This is a genomic window from Shimia sp., from assembly GCF_041624275.1.
In the GTDB taxonomy this organism is placed as follows: Bacteria; Pseudomonadota; Alphaproteobacteria; order Rhodobacterales; family Rhodobacteraceae; genus Shimia.
Genome location: NZ_JBFJVE010000224.1, coordinates 1 through 4,282, shown reverse-complemented (window position 1 = coordinate 4,282; position 4,282 = coordinate 1). Strand labels below are relative to the sequence as shown.

3 protein-coding genes are annotated in these 4,282 nt (G+C 65.3%); 1 reads left to right on the top strand and 2 read right to left on the bottom strand.

What is annotated here, in order from left to right; genetic code table 11:
- The first annotated feature begins 20 nt into the window (after nucleotides 1–20).
- Nucleotides 21–200, top strand: coding sequence for a transposase (locus ABZD10_RS14015; RefSeq protein ID WP_372887400.1), 180 nt, complete (start codon nucleotides 21–23; stop codon nucleotides 198–200).
- Nucleotides 201–279: 79 nt separating this feature from the next.
- On the opposite strand, the gene murJ is transcribed toward ABZD10_RS14015, so the two are convergent.
- Together murJ and ABZD10_RS14005 are read right to left on the bottom strand one after the other, a co-directional pair.
- Nucleotides 280–1,824: a murein biosynthesis integral membrane protein MurJ gene (gene murJ, locus ABZD10_RS14010; RefSeq protein ID WP_372887398.1), complete on the bottom strand. Its 1,545-nt coding sequence runs from the start codon at nucleotides 1,822–1,824 to the stop codon at nucleotides 280–282.
- Nucleotides 1,821–4,282 (bottom strand): [protein-PII] uridylyltransferase (locus ABZD10_RS14005; RefSeq protein WP_372887397.1); only part of this gene is annotated, 2,462 nt, incomplete at its 5' end. The genes murJ and ABZD10_RS14005, both read right to left, overlap by 4 nt.

Below are 4,282 nucleotides of genomic sequence, written 5' to 3'. Positions count from 1 at the left end.
CGCGGGGCGGTGAGGCGCATATCCCGACCCAGAGCCGCGTCCGCATCCAACGCAGCGTTCCAGCCGAGCTTTACCGGCAGCGTAACCTCGTTGAACGATTCTTCTGCAATCTCAAACAGTTCCGCCGCATCGCAACCCGGTTCGAGAAACACGCCGCCAACTTCATGGCTGCCGTCGCACTCGCATCCGCAAGGATCTGACTACGCGCAATTGAGTCCACGCCCTAGGCCCGTAGGGTGCGTGTTCACACGCACCTTGCCTTCGCCATCCGGCTTGCGCTCAGATCTGCCGCCGCGAGGCCTTCTTGAAATCCGAAATATGGAAGGCGCCGATCATCTGCCCCGAGACGAAATAGGCCAGGGCCCCGGCGACGATCAGCAGGGCCAGCGCCAGATAGCGCCAGCCCTCCGAGCCCAGCATCGGCCCGAGCAGCACCGCGCTCAGCCACAGCGCCAGCCCCATGATCGCCGAGGCCCAGCAGATGCGCGGCAGCCGTTTGCGCAGCCGGGCGTCGAATTTCACCACATAGCCCATCGGCCGCGTGCCCCGCGCCAGCAGCACCACCATCACCCAGCCGGCCAGCGTGGTGGCGATCGCCGAGGCCATCCAGCCGATGAGCGGCGCCAGCCCCACCGCCAGAGCGGCATTGACCACCATCGCCCACAGCGCGTAGCGGAACGGGCTCCTGGTGTCTTCGCGGGCAAAGAACAGCGGTTGCAGGATCTTCTGCAACACGAAGGCGGGCAGGCCGAGCCCGTAGATCGCCACCGCCACCGCGATCGCGGCGCTGTCGTCCGAGGTGATGGCGCCGCGTTCGAACAGCACCGAGACCAGCGGCAGCGGGATCACCACCAGAGCCACGGCGCAGGGAATGGTCAGCGCCAGCGATATTTCGGCGGCCCGCGAAAACGCCACCCGGGCACCGGCCTCGTCATGGGACTTCAGGCGCCGCGACAGGTCGGGCAGCAGCACGATGCCGATGGCGATGCCGACGACGCCCAGCGGCAATTGGTACAGCCGGTCGGCGGCGAACAGCCAGCCCACCGCGCGGTCGAAATAGGAGGCCACCTGCTGGCCGACCAGAAGGTTGATCTGGACCACGCCGCCGGCCATGGCGGCGGGGATGGCAATCCGCACAAGGCGCCGCATGTCGGGCGACCAGCGTGGTCGTTGCAGGCACATGGAGAACCCGGCCCGGGCCGCGGCAAAGCCGACCAGCGCCAGCTGCGCCACGCCGGCCACCGGGATCATCCAGATCAGCGCCCGCGCCACGTCCCAGCCCAGCCAGGCGGCGGCGGTGATCGCCCCGACCAGAAGCACATTCAGCAACACCGGCGCCGCCGCGGCGGCGGCAAAGCGCCCGGTGGCGTTCAATACCCCCGACAGCAGGGCCGCCAGCGAAATGAACAGGATATAGGGAAAGGCGATGCGCCCGAATTCGACCGAGAGGTCGAACTGCGCCTGCCCGGAAAACCCCGAGGCCAGCCCCCAGATCAGCCAGGGCATAGTGATCTGCGCCAGCAGCGTCAGCCCGATCAGCACCGCCGCCAGCCCGGCAAAGGCCTCGCGGGCAAAGCCAAGGGCGTTCTCCTCGCCTTGAAGCTTCTTCGAGAAGATCGGGATAAAGGCCATGTTGAAGGCCCCTTCGGCAAAGAAGCGGCGAAACATGTTGGGCAGCCGGAAGGCCACCACATAGGCCTCGTACAAGGGGCCGGTGCCGAGAAAGGCAAGGATCAGCGCATCGCGCAGAAAACCGAGGATGCGGCTGGCCATGGTCCAGCCGCCGACGGTGAAAAACCCGCGCATCAGCCTTATCGGTTTCACGACACGGCCCTTTCAGCGCCTTTCTCGATGGCGTCGCGCAGCTTGCGCTCCAGCCCGTCCTGTTTCGACTTGGCGTGCAGCTTCAGCCCGAACATGTCCTTGACATAGAAGGCGTCGACCACCTGTTCGCCATAGGTGGCGATCACCGCGCTGGCGATATAGACATTGCTGTTGGCCAGCGTGCGGGTGAGGTCGAACAACAGGCCGGGGCGGTCGCGGGTGTCGACCTCGATGATGGTGTAGATCTCGGAGCCTTCGTTGTCGAAAGTGATCGTGGTCGGCACCTTGAAGGCGCGTTCGCGCTTCTTGATGACATCGCGCGAGCGCATCGCCTCGGTGGCCACGACCTCGCCCTTGAGGGTCTTTTCGATCATCTGCCGCAGCCGCGCCAGGCGGCCCAGCTCATAGGGTTTGCCCTCGGCATCCTGAATCCAGAAGGCGGCGGTGGCATAGCCGTCCTTCGAGGTGAAGGTGCGGGCATCGACGATATTGGCCCCGACCAGAGCCAGCGCGCCGCACATGCGGCTGAAGATGCCGGGGTGGTCGGCCATGGCGAAACAGGCCCGCGTCGCGTCGCGATCGTCGTCGGGGTGCAGGTCGATGCGGACCTCGTCGGTGCCGATGCCGCGCAGCAGTTCGGCAAACACCTTATGGGCGGTGATGTGCAGCCCCTGCCAATAGGGGTCGTAATGGCGCGCGGTTTCGTGCTTGAGATCCCGTGCCGGCCAGTCCGACAGCTCGGCGCGCAGTTGCTGCTTGGCCTCGGCGCCGCGGGTTTCGCGGCTCAGCGCCTCCATGCCGTCCTCGAGCACCAGCCGGGTCTGCTTGTAGAGCGCCCGCAGCAGCACCGCCTTCCAGTTGTTCCATGTGTCGGGGCCGACGCCGCGGATGTCGCAGACCGTGAGCACCGTCAGCAGGTTCAGCCGGTCGACCGATTTCACCAGCTTGGCAAAGCCGCGCACCGTGCGCGGGTCGGCGACATCGCGTTTCTGCGCCGTGTCCGACATCAGCAGGTGATAGCGCACCAGCCATTCCACGGTCTCGCATTCCGACTTGTTCAGCCCGAGGCTGGGCGCCACCTTGCGGGCGATCTGCGCCCCGAGGATCGAATGGTCGATGTCGCGCCCCTTGCCGATGTCATGCAGCAGCATCGCCACCATCAGCACCTTGCGGTTGATCCCGGTCTTCAGGATCTCGGAGGACAGCGGCAATTCCGATTGCAGCTCTTCGCGCTCGATCTCGGCATAGTTCGAGATCACCTGAATGGTGTGCTCATCCACGGTGTAGGAGTGATACATGTTGAACTGCATCATCGCCACGATCGGCTCGAACTCGGGGATGAAGGCCGCCAGCACGCCAAGCTCGTTCATCCGCCGCAGCGCCCGTTCCGGGTTGCCGTGTTTCAGCAGCAGGCCAAGGAAGATGCGCCGCGCCTCCTTGTCCTGACGCATCTCGTCGTCGATCAGGTCGAGATTGGCGGTGACCAGCCGCATCGCATCCGGGTGGATCAGCAACCCGGTGCGCAGCCCCTCTTCGAACAGGCGCAGGATGTTCAGCTTGTCGGCGAGAAAGGCCTTGTTGTCGATCACTGCCAGACGGTTGCGGATGACCTTGTAGCCGGGCTTGACCCGGCGCTTGCGGCGGAACAGGCGTTCGACCAGCGGCGCGGACTTGGCATGGTCGGCCTCGAGCTTGGTCAGGAGAATCCGGGTCAGGTCGCCGACGCTGGTGGCGTGACGGAAGTATTCCTGCATGAAATGCTCGACCGCGCGGCGCCCGCCCTTGTCGGCATAGCCCATGCGATCGGCGACCTCGACCTGGATGTCGAAGGTCAGCTGTTCGACCGGGCGTTTGGCAATCAGGTGGATGTGACCACGCACCGCCCAGAGAAAGTTCTCGGCCGCGACGAAGCGCCGGTATTCGTCCTCGCGCAGCAGCCCCTTGCCCAGAAGATCGTGGGCGTCCTGAACGTGGTAGACGTATTTGGCGATCCAGTACAACGACTGCAGGTCGCGCAGGCCGCCCTTGCCCTCCTTGACGTTGGGCTCGACCATATAGCGCTGGCCCTGCTTCTCGTGACGGCTGTCGCGCTCACCGAGCTTGGCGTCGATGAAGTCGCGCTCGCTGCCGCGGAACAGATCCTTCTCCAGCCGCCTGTTGAGTTCCTCGTTCAGCGGTTCATGGCCGCGCAGAAAGCGGTTTTCCAGCAGTGCGGTGCGGATCGTGTAATCCTCGGCGCCGAGCCGCAGGCAATCGTTCACCGTCCGCGAGGCATGCCCGACCTTGAGCCGCAGATCCCACAGGATGTAGAGCATGCTCTCGATCACGCTCTCGGCCCAGGCGGTGATCTTGTAGGGGGTCAGGAACAACAGGTCGACATCCGACTGCGGTGCCATCTCGCCGCGCCCATAGCCGCCGACGGCAAACAGCGCGATGCGCTCGCCCTCGGTCGGGGTGG